Source organism: Succinivibrio dextrinosolvens (assembly GCF_900116345.1).
Taxonomy (GTDB): Bacteria; Pseudomonadota; Gammaproteobacteria; order Enterobacterales; family Succinivibrionaceae; genus Succinivibrio; species Succinivibrio dextrinosolvens_B.
Genome location: NZ_FPAH01000051.1, coordinates 1 through 16,430, shown reverse-complemented (window position 1 = coordinate 16,430; position 16,430 = coordinate 1). Strand labels below are relative to the sequence as shown.

The 16,430-nt window shown below is 39.8% G+C and carries 15 protein-coding genes; 12 read left to right on the top strand and 3 right to left on the bottom strand.

Annotated features, from left to right (window positions below; translation table 11 throughout):
- Positions 1–335: 335 nt before the first annotated feature.
- Positions 336–662: a flagellar biosynthesis anti-sigma factor FlgM gene (gene flgM / locus BM308_RS11645; RefSeq protein ID WP_074945406.1), complete on the bottom strand. Its 327-nt coding sequence runs from the start codon at positions 660–662 to the stop codon at positions 336–338.
- Positions 663–818: 156 nt separating this feature from the next.
- Entirely contained in the window at positions 819–1,526 is a 708-nt protein-coding gene (gene flgA, locus BM308_RS11640; protein WP_074945404.1) for a flagellar basal body P-ring formation chaperone FlgA, read from the bottom strand.
- 533 nt (positions 1,527–2,059) lie between these two features.
- Here flgA and BM308_RS13205 point away from each other — a divergent pair.
- The 8 genes from BM308_RS13205 (at position 2,060) to BM308_RS11595 (ending at position 9,536) form a co-directional block, all read left to right on the top strand.
- Complete coding sequence (locus tag BM308_RS13205; protein WP_306706380.1) at positions 2,060–3,922, top strand: CheR family methyltransferase; 1,863 nt, start codon at positions 2,060–2,062, stop codon at positions 3,920–3,922.
- Positions 3,923–4,054: 132 nt separating this feature from the next.
- Positions 4,055–4,471 carry a flagellar basal body rod protein FlgB gene (flgB, locus tag BM308_RS11625; RefSeq protein ID WP_074840076.1) on the top strand — a complete coding sequence of 139 codons (417 nt, stop codon included), beginning with the start codon at positions 4,055–4,057 and terminating at the stop codon, positions 4,469–4,471.
- A gap of 12 nt (positions 4,472–4,483) precedes the next feature.
- Complete coding sequence (flgC, locus tag BM308_RS11620; RefSeq protein ID WP_074945401.1) at positions 4,484–4,951, top strand: flagellar basal body rod protein FlgC; 468 nt, start codon at positions 4,484–4,486, stop codon at positions 4,949–4,951.
- Between the two features lie 288 nt (positions 4,952–5,239).
- A complete protein-coding gene (locus BM308_RS11615; protein ID WP_074945400.1) occupies positions 5,240–5,935 on the top strand; it encodes a flagellar hook assembly protein FlgD in 696 nt (231 codons plus the stop codon).
- A 167-nt stretch (positions 5,936–6,102) separates the two neighbouring features.
- A complete protein-coding gene (flgF, locus tag BM308_RS11610) occupies positions 6,103–6,852 on the top strand; it encodes a flagellar basal-body rod protein FlgF (protein ID WP_074945398.1) in 750 nt (249 codons plus the stop codon).
- Positions 6,853–6,865: 13 nt separating this feature from the next.
- A complete protein-coding gene (gene flgG, locus BM308_RS11605) occupies positions 6,866–7,654 on the top strand; it encodes a flagellar basal-body rod protein FlgG (RefSeq protein ID WP_074945396.1) in 789 nt (262 codons plus the stop codon).
- Between the two features lie 26 nt (positions 7,655–7,680).
- The gene (locus BM308_RS11600; protein WP_074945395.1) at positions 7,681–8,400 is read left to right on the top strand and encodes a flagellar basal body L-ring protein FlgH; all 720 of its coding nucleotides are present in this window, start codon (positions 7,681–7,683) and stop codon (positions 8,398–8,400) included.
- Positions 8,401–8,471: 71 nt separating this feature from the next.
- Entirely contained in the window at positions 8,472–9,536 is a 1,065-nt protein-coding gene (locus BM308_RS11595; protein WP_306706384.1) for a flagellar basal body P-ring protein FlgI, read from the top strand.
- 46 nt (positions 9,537–9,582) lie between these two features.
- Here the strand turns inward: BM308_RS11595 and BM308_RS11590 are convergent, their stop codons facing one another.
- Positions 9,583–11,307 carry a proline--tRNA ligase gene (locus BM308_RS11590; protein ID WP_074945391.1) on the bottom strand — a complete coding sequence of 575 codons (1,725 nt, stop codon included), beginning with the start codon at positions 11,305–11,307 and terminating at the stop codon, positions 9,583–9,585.
- Between the two features lie 361 nt (positions 11,308–11,668).
- On the opposite strand from BM308_RS11590, the gene BM308_RS11585 reads away from it, so the two are divergent.
- The 4 genes from BM308_RS11585 (at position 11,669) to BM308_RS11570 (ending at position 16,054) form a co-directional block, all read left to right on the top strand.
- Positions 11,669–11,923 (top strand): hypothetical protein, encoded by a 255-nt coding sequence (locus BM308_RS11585; RefSeq protein WP_074945390.1) that lies wholly within the window; start codon positions 11,669–11,671, stop codon positions 11,921–11,923.
- Positions 11,924–11,994: 71 nt separating this feature from the next.
- Positions 11,995–13,083 (top strand): FAD:protein FMN transferase, encoded by a 1,089-nt coding sequence (locus tag BM308_RS11580; protein ID WP_074945388.1) that lies wholly within the window; start codon positions 11,995–11,997, stop codon positions 13,081–13,083.
- A 225-nt stretch (positions 13,084–13,308) separates the two neighbouring features.
- Positions 13,309–14,667 carry a UDP-N-acetylmuramate:L-alanyl-gamma-D-glutamyl-meso-diaminopimelate ligase gene (gene mpl, locus BM308_RS11575; protein WP_074945387.1) on the top strand — a complete coding sequence of 453 codons (1,359 nt, stop codon included), beginning with the start codon at positions 13,309–13,311 and terminating at the stop codon, positions 14,665–14,667.
- A gap of 10 nt (positions 14,668–14,677) precedes the next feature.
- Complete coding sequence (locus BM308_RS11570; RefSeq protein WP_074945385.1) at positions 14,678–16,054, top strand: hypothetical protein; 1,377 nt, start codon at positions 14,678–14,680, stop codon at positions 16,052–16,054.
- Positions 16,055–16,430 lie beyond the last annotated feature (376 nt).

Below are 16,430 nucleotides of genomic sequence, written 5' to 3'. Positions count from 1 at the left end.
AACTCAGGCTCATTTCTGCTGTACGAACTGTGGATATACAGCTAATGCAGATGAAAATGCAGCGGGAAATATCCTAAGGGCAGGGCTCGCCCGGCTAGCACAGGAAGTGAACTCCAAAAGGAGTCAGCACTGTGAACCCTCTGAAGCTGAACAGTAATGTCAGCAGTAGGAATCCCCTTGCTTTAGCAAGAGGAGGTGGTCAATTCTTTCTCTATAAGGATAGTAAATCCTAATTTCTAAAAAAACAAACCCAGCAACCAGGTGCTGGGTATAACCTCATCCTCCTGCAAAATGAGGTTTAATCTGGATACTCTGTTCTCCTGCAAAACAGAGTTTTATCCGAAGATGGAAGATAACTCGTCTTCTGAATCGATTAGCTTGTTAGCTACAGATTCATAATCAATCTTATATGAGCCATCTTTTATTGCATTTTTTAATTTCTCTACTTTAGCAGAATCAACACCAGAGGCTTCTTTTGCTTTTTGAGTACCTTTTGTCAGAATCTGTGCATTACTTGTCAGCACAACAGAATCTGCTCCTGCTTTTGATAAGGCCTCTTTTGCAGCATTTCCTGCTGGATTCTGTGCTACGTTTTTGGCAGTAGCAACGGACTCTTTTACGCCGCTTTTATATATGCGGCTATTTAATGCATCTATTGCCATGATACTACCCTCAATTCTTTCTCTCTCTAAGATATATTATCAGTGAATTACTTATTTATCACTGTTAATTTGTTAACGGAATAAACAAAAAAAACTTAAACAAAAAATTAAAAAAAATTAAATATTTTTGAAAAAATTTTTTTCTATTTGATTTATCTAGAAAATAACTCGCACAATTCCAGGTCCTTCTACTATTCCGGTAACGATTTTTCCTGTTTTACTGTTTCTGACCTGAATGGTGTCGTTTAATTTTCCTTCTTCAAGAGCTATTCCCTGAGTTTTGATGTAAAGATTCTTTGAACTGGCCTCAATGGTTACGATGTCTCCTTTTGCAATCAGAGTGATATCACTTATCTTGAACTGTTCTCCTGCTCTGATATCCTTCTTGGCTTTACTGCCGATAAGTTGATTTTTGTCATTTATAACAGAAGCAGTGGTTGTATTCTCATTTACGTATGTATCTTCAACCATGCTGGATGTAATTACATTTCCTCTCTGGATATTGGATGCTGCGACTATTGATGCTCGTAACACGGATACAGTTACAGGAACAGTAATAACGTAAGGTTTTTCTTTTCTTGAACAGGTAATTTTTACGACATTGTTTTTCTTTATTTCAGCATTCTGAAGCTCTGCTGTCAGATATCCAGTGCATTTACCTCCGAAGTTGCGGTTTGGATCTATTTTGGAAACCTTAACAACATATTTCTTATCTGGACTATGATCCGAAAACTGAGCCAGCATGTACTGTTTTGCCACATTTGAAAGAAAATCCGCCTCTGCCTGTGAGGCATTGACTGTTAGGGGAATAACTAAAAGCAATCCTCCTAAATAACCTGATAGTTTCTTTATTATCTGCAGCACAGGATTTTCCTTATTCTGATAATGATTGTTCTCTACTGAATAATAACATATTCTCTCTTTACAGACCGTATTTGAAGACACAGTTTTTACATAGAGAAATAAGGTTAAAACGTGATTTATTTGTGATAATTACAGTAAAGTTGGAGTTGTCGCACTTATTTGGAAATATTCCTTCTGCCGGTGTGATTTAAGCCGCAAAATTTTTAGATTTCCTTTGTTTACTTTGATTTGCAAATTATTCTTTATGGTATACGGTAGGGAAATTGCCACTGATGTAATTGCCATTTTCTAGATGATATAGAGTAATTCGTTTTGCTGATTTGTTGAAATTAAAGAAACGGATAAGTATACTTTGTGCTTAAATTTCAAATAGATATTTGTATATTTTTTATAACTTGGATTGTTACCCTAATTTTTCTCACAGATATCTGTTTTCTAGAAAGCCGTTTGTTTGTGATTATAATAAAGCTCATTGAACATTTTGATTTTAAAATGTTTTTTGTTTCAAAATTGTATGTAAAGGCATGGATGAGATGACATTTACAAATTCAAATAATAACAATAGTGATGGTAAGTTTACTAAGACATTTTCTTCATCATTAGGTTCATCAGCCTCAACTCCTTCAACTAGTGGCAGTACGCTGGGATCCAGTACGGGGGCTCCTGCAAAGCCTGCAACCTTTACTGCTGGAGCGGGGGGCTCTTTATCCTCAGCAACGCCAAGACCTGCTGGAATCGGTGCAGGTACTACATCAACCTCATCTCAGTTTGCAGCAAATAAGCCTGCAACTCCGGGAGCTACTCCTACATTTTCGTCAGCAGCTCAGTCCAAGACTGTGCCTTTAACTTCTGTAAGCAGTGCAACTGCAGCAAGACCTGCATCTCTGTCTCCTAGCCCTGTTCCTCCTACACCTGCAGCCGCTTCTACAGCTTCAGGAACGACTATGAGCAGATCTTCAACTTTTGGCACAACATCTCCTGCATCAGTTGCAACTACAACAACTACAGCTACATCAACGGCTACAGCTGCAAGACCTTCTGCCTTTACATCAACTGCAACAACAGCTGCACCTGCAGTGTCTGCAGCAACATCTACTGCTTCAACGTTAAGGCCTTCAACTTTTACATCAACAGTCGCAACTCCAGCTTCTGCAAACTCTTCAGCTTCAGTTGCAACTGCTACTTCAACACCAAGACCCTCTTCATTTGGTACAGCACAAACATCTTCCGCAACTACCACTGCTCGTCCTTCTACATTTGGCACGACGACTCCGTCTTCATCGATAGCTGCTACAGCTCCAAGGCCATCTGCTTTTTCATCAACTACAACTTCAGCTTCAACTGCAGCAAGGCCATCAGCGTTTTCAGCAACCACCACTTCAGCTGCATCTAGTTCATTAGGGGCAAGAACAGCTACTCCGGTCAGCAGCGATGAATTTGCTAAAAAGTTTGCTGAAACTAAGGCTGCCCTCTCTACCGTTAAGAAGGCTCCTTTACCTTCAGGTTCTTCTGATGGAGGTAACGCACCGGCAGTAGTAGGTCCAGGTCAAGAAGTTACTGATGTTCAGTACAGACGTTTTGCTGCTTTTATTGAGGAAAAATGTGGAATCGTATTAGGTGTAGGCAAACAATACCTGGTTAACAGTCGTCTATCTACTCTGCTTTCAAAATTTGGTATCTCAAATGTTGATGAACTGATCAATAAAGCAATGGAGAACACTCCTAACAATAAGATTCAGGATGCTGTTATTGATGCGATGACAACTAACGAAACCTTGTGGTTCCGCGATACCTATCCTTATACAGCTCTTGAACAATTTATTCTTCCAGAACTTGCAAAGAAGGCAAAGTACCCTGTCAGAATCTGGTCTGCAGCATGTTCATCCGGACAGGAACCTTATTCAATCGGCATTATTGTTCAGGAACAGATGGCAAAGATGATTCATATTGATCCTAAACAGACCCAGATTATTGGTACCGATCTGTCTCCTGAGATGCTTGCAACCTGTAAGCTTGGACAATATGATGTTCATGCCTTATCAAGAGGTTTGTCTGCTGAACGCAAGTCCAAGTTCTTTAAACCTACCAGAAATCCAAACATAATGCAGATTGATCCTAGAGTGAAATCTATGGTTGAATTCAGACCAATGAATCTTCTAGGATCATATGCACTAATGGGTAAGTTTGATGTTATTTTCTGTAGAAATGTTCTGATTTATTTCTCAAATGATGTTAAGGCTGAAATTCTGCGTAAGCTTACTATGTGCTTAAACCCAGAAGGATATCTGATTTTAGGTTCAACCGAAACTCTAGTTGGTGTTGCCGATAAATATGAAATGGTAAGACACAGCCCAGGAATTCTTTATAGACTAAAACCTCAGAAATACGCTTTCTAAGACAAATCCTTTCTCAGTAAACATGATAAAAGCGCTATCATCTTGTTTGATAACGCTTTTTTTATGGCATAAAACTTGCTCACATGTATTTACCAGAAATAATAATATTTTTTTGACGATATGGTGAATGGTATGGGGATCAGTTTCGACAAAGCATTTGGTGTATTCCAGTACACAATGGGAATAAGAAACCAGAGAGCAGAAGTGCTTGCAGGAAACCTTGCAAATGCAGATACTCCAGGCTTTAAAGCCCGTGATCTGGATTTTGATATTGCTTTCAAGAATGCTGCTCATGTGCAGATGGAGGAACCTTCTGACATGGTGGTAACAAATGAAAAACATATGAAGCACAGTGCCATTGAAGAAGATCCTGAACTGACCATGAAGTACAGAATGCCTTATCAGGCTGATACTGGTAACGGTAATACCGTTGAAGTGTCAACTGAGAGAATGAAGTACTTGAACAACAATCTTGAGTATCAGGCAACTCTGCAGTTTTTAAACGGTAGAATAGCCAAGCTTAAAAGTGCATTAAGAGCCGCAATGTAGTAGAGGTGTAAAATGGGAATTTTCAGAATACTTGATATTGCCGGTACAGCAATGAATGCCCAGTCTGTTCGTCTGAATGCAACTGCCTCCAATCTTGCTAATGCTGAATCAGTAAGTTCATCTGTAGAAACTACCTATAGGGCTAGACGTCCTCTTTTCTCGGCCGCTTTTGATGAAGCAATGCAGTTTGAAGTTTCAGAAGGTGGCGTTACCGATCCTGTAACCGGAGAACCTTACGGTGTTGGTGTTGCTTTAAAAGGTGTTGTTGAATCAGATGCCCCAACTATTCAGGAATATAACCCAAATCATCCTCTGGCTGATGAGAATGGCTATATTTACAGACCTAATGTAAATACCGTTGAGGAAATGGCCGATATGATCAGTGCCAATCGTTCATATCAGACAGCAGTGCAGATGGCAACCAGTGCAAAGAAGATGATGCAGGCTACTTTGCAGATTGGTACAAATCCTAACCTGTAAAATTTAAAAATCAGTTCTATATTTTTTTTCTGTAACGATCTGACAATAGATTCTCTTTTAACAAGGAATTTTGTCAGATTTTTTTTATTGATAAAGTAGCGTAGAAGATATTCGTTCTTACCATAATTATTTTTCTCTGAATAAATTTTCTCTGAATTATTATTCAGAAAAAAAAGATGAAAGATCTTAAAGAATGAAAAATTGGCATGTTAATTGAATCGTATATGGTAACATTGAGTTAACCGGCAAAGTTTGCCGGTATGGTAAAAAGGTTTGGGGGATAGTTTTATGTCAGTGGATTTCGATTACAGTTCGATCGGTAAAACATCCGGTTATATTAAACAGCAAGAAGCCGCAGCAAGTGCTAAGAAGGATAATAATGCCCTTGATCAGGCTGACTTCCTGAAGCTGTTAACTACCCAGTTAACCAATCAGGATCCTTCATCTCCAGTGGACAACAATCAGATGGTAAGCACTATGTCTCAGCTTTCCATTGTTGATAATCTAACCACTATCACCAATGGTATGGACAATATTGTAAATTCCATCTCCTCAAGTTCAGCTCTGTCTGCCTCAAGTCTGGTTGGAAGAAGTGTGCTGGTTGATTCTAGTACTGCATTCTTTGATGGCAATTCTCCACTTGTGGCTCAGATTGATGCTGGCTCAGGCGCATCAGATGTTAAGGTTTCAATTCTGGATTCAGCTGGTTCTATTGTATCCAGTTTCTCCGCCGCATCAGTTGATGGTGTAACAGACTTCTCATGGGATGGTGTTATGGATGCCGAAAGCGGCGAAATGTATCCTTCCGGCAAATATACTGTGATGGTATCCGGTATGCAGGGGGGCAAGGAAGTCAATTTGCCGGTTAAGACATATGGAACAGTTGGTTCTGTAGTTTTAGGTAACAATATAAGTGATACTAAACTGAATATTCTTGGCTACGGTGAAGTTTCACTTGAAGACGTCGGTTCAATTTCTCTTTAAATTTCGATTTGTTTATCTATCAAGAGTTCTCGTTCTGAGAACTCTTGTCAATTTCCTGTCAGATATATTTCTAATCTTTAATTAACATACTGATTATAAAACAAAAAACTAAATGGCATGTAATTTGCTAATACCTTCGTAATAAAGAATTTTATCCGGAGGTACAGATGGATAAGTTATTGTGGGTTGCAATGTCAGGTGCTAAGGAAAATTTCCATAGTCTGGCAGTTCGAAGCAATAATTTAGCGAATTCAGCAACTACTGGTTTCAAAGCTGATTTTGAAAACAGCCGAGCAATGTCTGTATTTGCAGATGCTTATCCTACTCGTGCATTTGCCATGACTGAACGTCCTGGCTACAACATGGATGGCGGAGCAATAGAGACCACAGATCGCGAACTGGATATCGCTATTGATGGTGACGGTTTTATTGCTGTAAACGATAAGGCTGGAAGCGAGGCCTACACCAGATACGGAAGTCTGGAAATTGATGTTGAAGGTAATCTCCGTACATCAAACGGACTTAATGTTTTAAGTGAAGATGGTGAACCTATAGTTCTTCCTACTATGCTTGCTGATATAAACATCAGTAAGGATGGTGTGATTTCAGGAAGACCTCAGGGCGGAGATTCAAATGTAATTGAAGAATACGCCCGTATTAAACTGGTTCGTCCTGAGAATTACAAGGATATTGAGAAGGGCTATGACGGACTGTTCAGAATGATTGATGGCACAACTCTTGCACAGGAAAATACAGTAAGAGTGAGAAACGGTATGTTAGAACAGTCTAATGTTAACCCAGTTGAAGAACTGACAAACCTGATTAGAATCCAGCGACAGTACGATGCAACAGTTAAGCTGATGGAAACCGCTAATCAGATGGATGAACGTCAAAATCAAATTTTAGCATACGAATAGCAAGGAGAAGATTATGATTCCGGCATTATGGATTAGTAAAACAGGTTTGGATGCACAGCAGACAAATATCTCTGTAACCTCTAACAACCTTGCCAATGCTTCAACCGTTGGTTTCAAACGTGGCAGAGCCATTTTTGAGGACCTGCTGTATCAGAAGATTAACCAGCCTGGAGGCAGATCAACTGCCAACGGTTATCTGCCTGAAGGTCTAATGATTGGTGCGGGTGCCAAGGTAGTTGCAACTCAGAGACAGTTTGGTCAGGGTGATGTGGAAACCACTGATAATTCCTTTGATCTTATGATTCAGGGTAGAGGCTTCTTTGAGATCGAGCTTCCAGACGGTACAACTGCTTATACCAGAAACGGTCAGTTTACCAAAAACGAGGAAGGTACTATTGTGACCTCCGGTGAAGGCTATCCTTTGCTGCCCCAGATTCAGGTCCCAGAGAATGCGGTATCAATTACTGTTGGTCGTGACGGACAGGTGTCTGTTGTGGTTGCCAATGAAAATACCAGTCAGGATCTGGGACAGATTACTGTAACTGATTTTATTAACCCAACTGGTCTTGAGTCTATTGGTGACAATCTGTTCCTTGAAACCACCGCATCGGGAGCTCCTCAGCAGGGAATTGGCGGTGAGGATGGTATGGGAATTATTCGTCAGAGTATGCTCGAAACCTCCAATGTTAAGGTTACTGAGGAACTTGTAAATCTGATTCAGGCTCAACGAGTATATGAAATGAATTCAAAGGTGCTGACAACTGTAGATTCAATGATGGGATCACTGATTCAGTCTGTATAGCATTTAATTAGAGGAGGAGAGGGAAAATGAATAAGCTTGTACTGATTGGTGCTGTTGTAAATGCACTTATTCTTCAGGGCTGCGCCTTGGATACATTCTCGCCAAAACCAGATGATCCTAAGTATGCTCCAGCATTACCTGAAGAGGATTACGCAAATGTTGTTCCTACCGGTGGTATATATAATCCATATACACTGAATAATGGAATGTATTCAGATACCTCTGCTCATAAAGTTGGTGACATTATCTCGGTAAATCTTGAAGAGGCGACCTCTGCAAGTAAGAATGCAAATACTTCTCTATCCAAGAGTAACAAGAATAACTACAGTGGCATGAGTCTGGCTTTTGGTACCGATAATAATACTCTGAATAAATATACAAATAAATATATAAACAGATATAACCCAACCTTAACCTCAAACAATTCAAATACCTTCAGCGGTACAGGCAAGGGCAGTCAGTCCAACAGCCTAAAAGGTCAGATATCTGTAAGTGTGGTCAAGGTTTATGCAAATGGTAATCTGCAGGTACAGGGTGAAAAGTGGCTGATGCTTAATAACGGCAATGAATATGTTCGTGTTACTGGTCTGATTCGCCCATCAGATATCAGTTCTGATAACACTGTATCATCACAGCGAATTGCAAATGCTAGAATACAGTATGGCGGAACCGGAGATTTTGCCGATACTCAGGAAAGAGGTTTCTTCTCAAAGCTGTTTAACAGTGCCTTTAATATATTCTTCTAGTTTGCAGGAGAAAGGCTATGAGACTTTTAAAAGGATTTCTTAAATTCATTGTGACGGGGGCTGTCATTTTTATGACAGCAGCGTCTCTACCTGCTCAGGCAACCCGTTTAAAGGATATTGCCTCGATACAGGGAATTCGAGACAACCAGCTTTTAGGTTATGGTCTGGTAGTTGGTCTGTCTGGAACAGGTGAGAAAAACTCAAAGTTTACAGAGCAGAGCTTCCGTTCAATGCTGAATACTTTTGGTATTAAGATCAGCGAAGGCACCAGTCTTAAAATCAAGGACGTTGCTCCTGTCGCAATTCATGCTACCATGCCTCCTTTCGCAAAAGTTGGTCAGACCATTGATGTCACCGTTTCTGCAATTGGTGAGGCGTCGTCCTTAAGAGGAGGTACTCTTCTTCAGTCAATGCTCAGAGGTGTAGATGGAAATGTCTATGCCATTGCTCAGGGCTCTCTGGTTGTCGGAGGTTTAGGTGTGGAAGGTGCTGATGGTTCAAAGGTAACTGTAAATACACCTACTGTCGGAAGAATTTCCAATGGCGCAATTATTGAGCGCGAGGTACCAGATAATTTCTCAAATACTGATTCCTTTGTGTTCAATCTCAATCGCTCTGACTTTACTACTGCAAAGAATGTCGTAGATGCTATTAACGATATGTACGGTGATGGTAGTGCAGTAGCTGAGGATTCAACCTCTATACGTGTTAGCGCTCCAAGAAATCCTGCTCAGCGAGTCGCTTATCTTGCAAGTCTTGAGAATCTGGATATTCAGCAGGGAGACGATTCTGCACGTATTGTGGTTAACTCTAGAACAGGCACCATCGTTATCGGCAGCAATGTAAGATTAAAGCCGGTTGCTGTTACTCATGGCGGACTGACCGTTACTGTATCTGAAGACCCAAGAGTCTCTCAGCCAAACAGTTTCTCTCAGGGGCAGACTACTGTAGTTCCTGATTCTCAGATTACAGTTGAAGAGAAGAAGGGAAAAATGTTTAAGTTTGATACAGGAGCTACCTTGGATGATCTTGTTCGTGCTGTAAATCAGGTTGGATTGGCTCCGGGTGATCTGATGTCTGTTCTGGAGGCTTTGGATAAAGCAGGGGCTATAGACGGAAAACTTGAAGTTATTTAGAAAAAAAAAACTGAGCACTTTGCTCAGTTTTTTTTTCGATGTTAATCTAGTTTTCAAACTTTGACATGATTGTCTTTAGAGCATCATTAACTGGAATAGTTTCCTTATCGCCAGTCTTTCTCAGCTTATACTCAATCATACCGTCCTTAAGACTCTTTTCACCGATGGTGATAATGTGAGGAATACCCATCAGCTCAATATCTGCAAACATAACACCAGGACGCTCGTCTCTGTCGTCGTAAAGAACCTCTACACCGGCTTTCTGAAGATCTGCATATAGATTCTCTGCGACATCCTTAACTTCCTGAGATTTTGATGGTTTGATTGCAATGATTGCTACCTTGAATGGAGCAATTGATTCAGGCCAGATGATACCTCTTTCATCATGGTGCTGTTCAATAACAGCAGCGATGGCACGGGTAACACCGATACCGTAGCATCCCATGATCATAGGAACATCTTTGCCGTTTTCATCCTTAACGGTTGCCTTCATTGCCTCTGAGTACTTGGTACCAAGCATAAAGACCTGACCAACCTCAATACCCTTACGCAGGTGAAGTGTTCCCTTGCCGTCAGGACTTGGATCACCGTCTTCAACATTGCGCAGATCAAATACCTCGTAATTCTGAACATCTCTGTCCCAGTTTACATTGATTAGGTGGAATCCTGTCTTATTAGCACCACAGGCGAAGTTTGCCATCTTATCTGCGGTTCTGTCCACAAGAATTCTGCCCTTAAAGCCTACAGGACCTAAAGATCCGGTGTGAGCATTGGTGAAGTTGTTGATCTCTTCTTCTGTTGCCATCTCAAGAGGATCTGCAATACCAGGGATCTTGATTGCCTTAACTTCATTTAATTCCTGATTCCCGCGAAGACAGATCATAACTAGTTCATTGGTTCCGTCTTCCTTCTTTTCACCGTGTACAATCAGACTCTTTAATACCTGATTTGATTCAATTCCTAAAGCTTTAGCTGCTTCATCTACGGTATGACAGCCAGGAGTTGCAACTTCTGAGTAGTCTGCTCCTGGTGCTGCCCTGTCATAAGATGGAGCAAGCGCTTCTGCCATCTCGATATTGGCTGCATATGAGGAGCCGTCTGACCATGCGATAGTATCTTCGCCGGCCTCTGCTAGTGCCTGGAATTCATGAGAGTGGTTTCCTCCAATAGAACCGGTATCAGCCTCTACAGGTCTGAATTCTAGCCCCATTCTGGTGAAAACTCGTGAGTAGGCGTCATACATATCCTGATAGGTTTTGTTCAGAGATTCCTTATCCATGTGGAAAGAGTATGCATCCTTCATCAGGAACTCTCTTCCTCTCATTACACCGAAACGTGGTCTGATTTCATCTCTGAATTTGTTCTGCATCTGATACAGACAGATAGGGAGCTGTCTTGCAGATTTAATTTCACGTCTGGCGATGTCGGTCACAACTTCTTCGTGGGTTGGGCCTAATGCAAATTCATTCTCTTTTCTGTCAGTAAAACGGCATAGTTCAGGACCGTACTTGGTGTATCTGCCTGATTCCTTCCATAAATCAGCAGGCTGAACCATCGGCATTGCAATTTCTAAGGCACCGGTTTTATCCATCTCTTCACGGACGATATTCTGAACCTTTGATAAAACCTTCATTCCGGTTGGCAGCCAGGTGTAGATTCCTGAGGCAACCTGTCTGATCATTCCAGCGCGAAGCATTAAACGATGGCTTTCAACAGCAGCTTCCTTTGGATCTTCTTTTAGTGTAGAAATTAGAAATTGACTAGTTCTCATATGTAATTAGCGAATCGCTCTCAATTATTATAATGAGAGGAAAATTCGTCTCCGTTTTATCCAATTAAAATTAATGGTGAGCAGTATAACATTTTTTGCAGCTGATATCATTTACGAAAAAGAGGGATTTTTTCCTTTTTTTACCGGTATTATCCGGTATTCTCAATAAGATTTTTTCTCAGATGGTATTTATTTGATAAATGCTATAATCTACCTCGATGAGAGTTAAGTGGTGATTCGTATTGATGACTCTTTTTTGAGTATTTTTCAATAAAACTAACCTGTAGCTGTATTCCGGATCATAAAAAGAGAAATTCTCTGTATCTGGTCGTTATTAATCTTGTAGAAAGGATTTCCCTGTATGGTTTTTGTTGCAAGTTTTGTTATTTTTCTTTTATTTGTCCTAGGATTGTCTTTAGGACTTATCTTCAGAAAAAAGCCTCTGGTTTCTGAAGATGAGGCTACTGCTGCAATCATGGGGGATATTGCCTGTTCAACCTGTCAGCAGATGTGTGCCATGGCTGGAAGAACAAAGGTTTCTAAGAAAGTAAAAGACAAGATTAAATGTAATGTTAATGATCTCAATGAGGTAGAAATTCCTCACAAGGATGTTTAACTATCCTTTTTACATTATATCCTGCGAGACTTTTTTACAATTCACCGTTCTGTACCGTTGTAAGGAATTTTATGAAAAGAAATCATCTGATTGTTTCTACTGCTGTTTTCTTATTATTATGTTCATCTTTGAGTGGCTGTAATGATCGCAGTGAAGCGAATGTTTCCGAACAGAGAACAGCTGTTTCCACCAAGATTCAGGGCAAGACCATGGGAACCTTTTATGCTGTAAATGTTGTTGGGGGTTATAAAGGCGGAGAAAGTGCTCTTACAGAGCTTGCGGAAAACTGCTTTAAGAAGATCTGTGACGAGATTTCAACCTTTGATAAAAATGCAGAACTTGCAAAATTTAACGATTTTAAATCTACAGAGCCTTACGAGATTTCTTCAGATTTATCAAAAATTATTCAGGATACAGTATATCAGGGCAGAAGAATTGATGAGGCTACAGATATAACTGTTGGCCCTCTAGTTAACCTATGGGGCTTTGGCATTAATAAACGTAATGACAGTGCTCCAACTGAAGAACAGATTGCTGAGGCCAAGAAGTTAGTCGGTTTTGATAAGTTTGAGATTCGTTTTGAAGGCGAGAAGAGTTATCTTATAAAAAAAGATCCTGATGTTCGTTTAGATCTTTCAACTGTTGGTGAAGGTCTTGGCGCAGATGCGGTTGCAGAGGAACTGATTAAACAGGGCTATAAGGATTTTATGGTTAATGTTGCCGGAGCCTCAAGATCATACGGTGTTAATGCCGAAGGCCGTAAATGGAAACTTGGAATTGAGGATCCTACTTCTCCAACTCCTAAGCTTTTTGTTCCTATCTGTGCCTTAGACAAGGCAGTAACTACTGCCGGCTCCTACAGAAACTTCTTTAAGGATGAAAAATCCGGAACTGTTTATTCTCATGCTATAGATCCTAAAACAGGTTACCCTGTATCCCATAAGACCTTATCTGTGACAGTCATTTCAGACAGTGCCTTTGAGGCTGATGCCTTAGATACCGGTCTTCTAGTGCTTGGTGCTGATAAGACTTTAGAATGGGGCGAGAAAAACAACTATCCTCTGGCAACCATTGAATACAAGGACGGTAAACCTGTTCTTCGTCATACCAAGCAGTTTGAACCATACCTCAAGTGCGGTTCTGAAAACAAGGAAAAATAGTTTTTAGTTTTTTCTTCTTCTTAAGAGCCTTTCTGTCAGTCTATGTAACAGATGGCTCTTTAATTTCACTGTTCTACTGGAAAATTCACAGCTAGCCTCTAACTTCCATCCTCAATCTTCTGATTATCCTCTTAAAGTCAAATTTTGGGCGAAACATTACTGCTTTTAAGGCCTAATGCGATACAATTAAATATGATATAGAGATTAAAGAAGATAAGGATTCTTATGCACATCCATATTTTAGGAATCTGCGGTACCTTTATGGGCGGTATCGCGATGATTGCAAAACAGTCTGGATTTAAAGTTACAGGTTCAGATTTAAATGTATACCCTCCAATGTCAGATGAGTTAAAAGCAGCGGGAATAGAACTAATTGAAGGTTTTGATGTCTCTCAGCTGGATTCCAAACCAGACCTTGTGGTAGTAGGCAATGTAATGAGACGTGGTATGCCTATTGTTGAGAAGCTTTTAAACGATAGAATTCCTTTTGTTTCTGGTCCTCAGTGGCTTGAAGAACATTATCTTTTGAATAAAAAAGTTCTTGCTGTAGCTGGTACACACGGTAAAACGACCACATCCTCTATGCTTGCCTGGATTTTAGAGGCAAACGGAAAGAATCCTGGCTTTTTGATTGGAGGTATTCCTGAGAATTTTGGTATTTCCGCAAGAAACTCTGATTCAGATTACTTTGTGATTGAAGCCGATGAATATGACTGTGCTTTTTTTGATAAAAGATCAAAATTTGTCCACTATCATCCGTCCTGTCTGATTATGAATAACCTTGAATATGATCATGCTGATATTTTTGATTCAGTTAAGGATATTCAGAAGCAGTTCCATCATCTGATAAGAACTATCCCAAGTCAGGGCCTGATTGTTATGCCTAATAATGATGAAAATCTTAACGAAGTCATACAGATGGGCTGCTGGTCTGATAGATATGTAGTAGGTGAGGAATCTGGACTTCACGCAAGACTGCTTAAGGCCGACGGTTCAGAATTTGAAATCTATGATGGAGACAAACTGGTTTCAACAGTTAAGTATGAATGTACTGGTATCTATAACGTCAATAATTCTCTAATGGCAATTAAGGCCGCCTCTTATGCAGGAATTTCAACAGAAGATGCTGCAGTCGCTCTTAAGAGCTTTAAGCTTCCAAAAAGACGTATGGAGCTTAAAGGCGTGGTTAACGGAGTAGAGGTTTATGACGATTTTGCTCATCATCCAACTGCAATTCGTCTTACTTTAGAAGGTTTAAGAGCAAAACTCGGAGAGTCCAGAAAACTGATTGCTGTATTTGAGCCAAGATCAAATTCAATGAAACTTGGTGCAAATCACGATCTGCTTGCAAAGTCATTTGAAGCGGCTGATGAGATTTTCGTTTATGCAAATGATTCTGTAAAATGGAATGTAAAGGAATTAGAAGAACAGTCAGAAAAGCCTCTTCAGGTTTATTCTGATTTTGAAAAAATGATGGATGATATTGTTGGCCATAGTAATTCTGATAGCACTATCCTTGTTATGAGTAATGGCGGTTTCAATGGCATTCATCAGAAATTACTGTATAAGTTACAAAACAAATAGATAGTCGCGTATGTCTGAAAACAGGAATATATTTGCTCAGAAAGTGGATTTTGATACTCCCTCTCTGCAGTGTAAGGTGTTTGATCGTCTTGCGGTACAGAATTCTTCAGGTAAAACCCAGTTTTACTGTCTGGAGCTGTCTGCTGGTAATACCTTTGATTTTGGTTTCTGCAGAAAGGAGAATGTTCAGAGTCTGCTACGTGAAGTGCTTACTGTAGTAAATATGAAGGTTCTGAGGGGGGCTTATGAACGTATCATGATCCCTTCTGTTCCTTGTGCTTTATGGGTTAAACAAGCCCGTAAGTATGATCCTAAGTCGGTTATTATGTGGCTGGAAAACTCATTGGAACTTACCGAAGAATATAAAGAAAGCATTCTTCGTCTATATAAGCTTGGAATGAAGTTTGCAGTCCGAGTGGATGCAATGGGAGAAATTCCTAGTGACAAGGAAATACTAAGCTGTATTGACTATGTACTTGTAGATGTTTCCAAAACTCAGGAATTTGTTGATATTGTTACCTCTCTTAAAAAGAGCAATAAAAATCTTAAAACCATAGGTTTCAAGGATTCCTGTTCCATCTTCAACTTTACAGCACAGGAAGCCAAAAGATTTGATTATGTTTTGGGAATGGTTCAGAGTGAGCTTATTAAATATGACGGAGTTCGTCCAAAATGGCAGCATGACATGCTTCGTCTTTTTGCTCAGCTATATTCCTCATTCTACGATATCAAAGAGGTTGGAGAGATTGTTGCCCAGTATCCTCTAATGGGAACTGCCATGAAGAAACTTATGAGCTCAAAGGCTCTGACTACTCTGACACTGCGTGCAAAGGCTAAAAATCAGATGCTTACCGATAATCAGGCATTAACTCAGAATGATCTTAGAAACTATCTGGTTATTTCTGTGGCTTTCAATCTTTTTACTCTGACTGATAAAAAGATAAGTGATTTGAACCATCAGCCTTTTGATATGAGGCAGATTAACTATGAGCCTTTTATTCAGGCTTTAGTCTTTGGCAAAATCGTGGATTTCATGGGGCAGGAACTTTGTGATGATATTTCCGCTCCTCAGTCTTTTATCTCCGGATTTATGCGATACTGCCACGTTTTTCTGCATGATACAGAAAAGGCAACTTTCTCAGAGTTTCCTCTTGATGCCGTTTCTTCCTGCTATAAGGAGAGCGGTGGTGAGCAGCTTGGTAAAATAATAAGAACTCTTTCTCTGCTTTTTGAACATAAGATTGCTGATGCCTTGACTCTTGCTTATGATGAGGGAATGGAGCTTTATAAGGAAAAGATTTATAACTATATTTCTCAGTCTTTATTATGGACGGACACCGTTCTAAAAGCTCTGGATATAGTTCAGACTCCTGTTGAAAGCGAGTAAAGATACGACAGAAAGTTGGGAGATGGTTTTGAAATGAATGAGGGTGACTAAAAAGGTCGCCCTCTATTTTTACCTAAATTTTGTGGTTTTATTAACATTATTGATAATATTTTTATATTAAATCTTTATCTATTTCCTTGATATACAAAGTTAATATACTATACTTAATAATATAAAGAGTTATATTATTGGTAATATCGTTATGGATAAAGAAGATCTTTTCAAACCCTATATTCAAGATGATTTAGCCTTACTTCCTCCTTGTATTGGTGATTTTATCTCCCCTTCAGATCCCGTCAGACTCGTAAGTACAATTGTTGATAAACTTGATATCTCCAATATTCTTAAAGATTACAAAGGTGGTGGCACTACCAGT

Coding starts and splice junctions, on each gene's coding strand:
- BM308_RS11615 (WP_074945400.1), top strand. CDS start 5,240: ATGTCAGTGGATTTCGATTACAGTTCGATCGGTAAAACATCCGGTTAT.
- flgC (WP_074945401.1), top strand. CDS start 4,484: ATGGGAATTTTCAGAATACTTGATATTGCCGGTACAGCAATGAATGCC.
- flgG (WP_074945396.1), top strand. CDS start 6,866: ATGATTCCGGCATTATGGATTAGTAAAACAGGTTTGGATGCACAGCAG.
- flgM (WP_074945406.1), bottom strand. CDS start 662: ATGGCAATAGATGCATTAAATAGCCGCATATATAAAAGCGGCGTAAAA.
- flgF (WP_074945398.1), top strand. CDS start 6,103: ATGGATAAGTTATTGTGGGTTGCAATGTCAGGTGCTAAGGAAAATTTC.
- BM308_RS11570 (WP_074945385.1), top strand. CDS start 14,678: ATGTCTGAAAACAGGAATATATTTGCTCAGAAAGTGGATTTTGATACT.
- BM308_RS11590 (WP_074945391.1), bottom strand. CDS start 11,307: ATGAGAACTAGTCAATTTCTAATTTCTACACTAAAAGAAGATCCAAAG.
- BM308_RS11600 (WP_074945395.1), top strand. CDS start 7,681: ATGAATAAGCTTGTACTGATTGGTGCTGTTGTAAATGCACTTATTCTT.
- BM308_RS13205 (WP_306706380.1), top strand. CDS start 2,060: ATGACATTTACAAATTCAAATAATAACAATAGTGATGGTAAGTTTACT.
- BM308_RS11585 (WP_074945390.1), top strand. CDS start 11,669: ATGGTTTTTGTTGCAAGTTTTGTTATTTTTCTTTTATTTGTCCTAGGA.
- mpl (WP_074945387.1), top strand. CDS start 13,309: ATGCACATCCATATTTTAGGAATCTGCGGTACCTTTATGGGCGGTATC.
- flgB (WP_074840076.1), top strand. CDS start 4,055: ATGGGGATCAGTTTCGACAAAGCATTTGGTGTATTCCAGTACACAATG.
- BM308_RS11580 (WP_074945388.1), top strand. CDS start 11,995: ATGAAAAGAAATCATCTGATTGTTTCTACTGCTGTTTTCTTATTATTA.
- BM308_RS11595 (WP_306706384.1), top strand. CDS start 8,472: ATGACAGCAGCGTCTCTACCTGCTCAGGCAACCCGTTTAAAGGATATT.